Source organism: Flammeovirga sp. AWQ4_249, from assembly GCF_056161045.1.
Genome location: NZ_JBSWYJ010000121.1, coordinates 1 through 527 on the forward strand (window position 1 = coordinate 1; position 527 = coordinate 527).

General features: G+C 39.7%; 1 protein-coding gene. It reads right to left on the minus strand.

Translation table 11 applies throughout. From position 1 onward, the window contains the following. Positions 1–527, minus strand: a 527-nt coding sequence (locus ACXAHM_RS26340) for a phosphatidylserine decarboxylase (protein ID WP_474967067.1), incomplete at both ends; no start/stop codon positions are given.

Consider the following 527-nt stretch of genomic DNA (forward strand, 5'->3'; position numbering starts at 1 on the left):
AATGCTAAATCTACTTCAGGTCTGAAGAATAAACAGTGTGTAGAACCACCAAAGTGGAACATACCTAATTGCTCACCTTTTTCTACGTGTTGACCTTCTTTTACTGTTACATCGTTTGATGAAACTTCTGCCATACCGATAGACATAAATGCCATTAAACCGATTTGAGGATTGTCCGCTTCAATGAATACGATTGCTCTTGTCGCCACTTCAGTTAAGAAAGCTTGAGAGTTGTTTGGTGCTGAATCATCAGGACCTTGTTGGTTGGCAAAACCTTCATAGTAGCTTTCTGAGTAATATGTACCGTCAACGAAAACGATTTTCTTGATTGTACCGCTTACTGGAGCATGCCATCTATGGTAGCTAAGTGCATTAAGGAATGCTTGGTAAACTGTACCACCTACAAATTCTGAAGTTAATTCGTCACCTGCTAGCATATCAGTCAATGAATAAGGTTGACCTTTGATCCAGAATTGCTCTTTTTCAGCAACGTTAGTCACTAATCTATAAGGAGCAGACTCACAAGC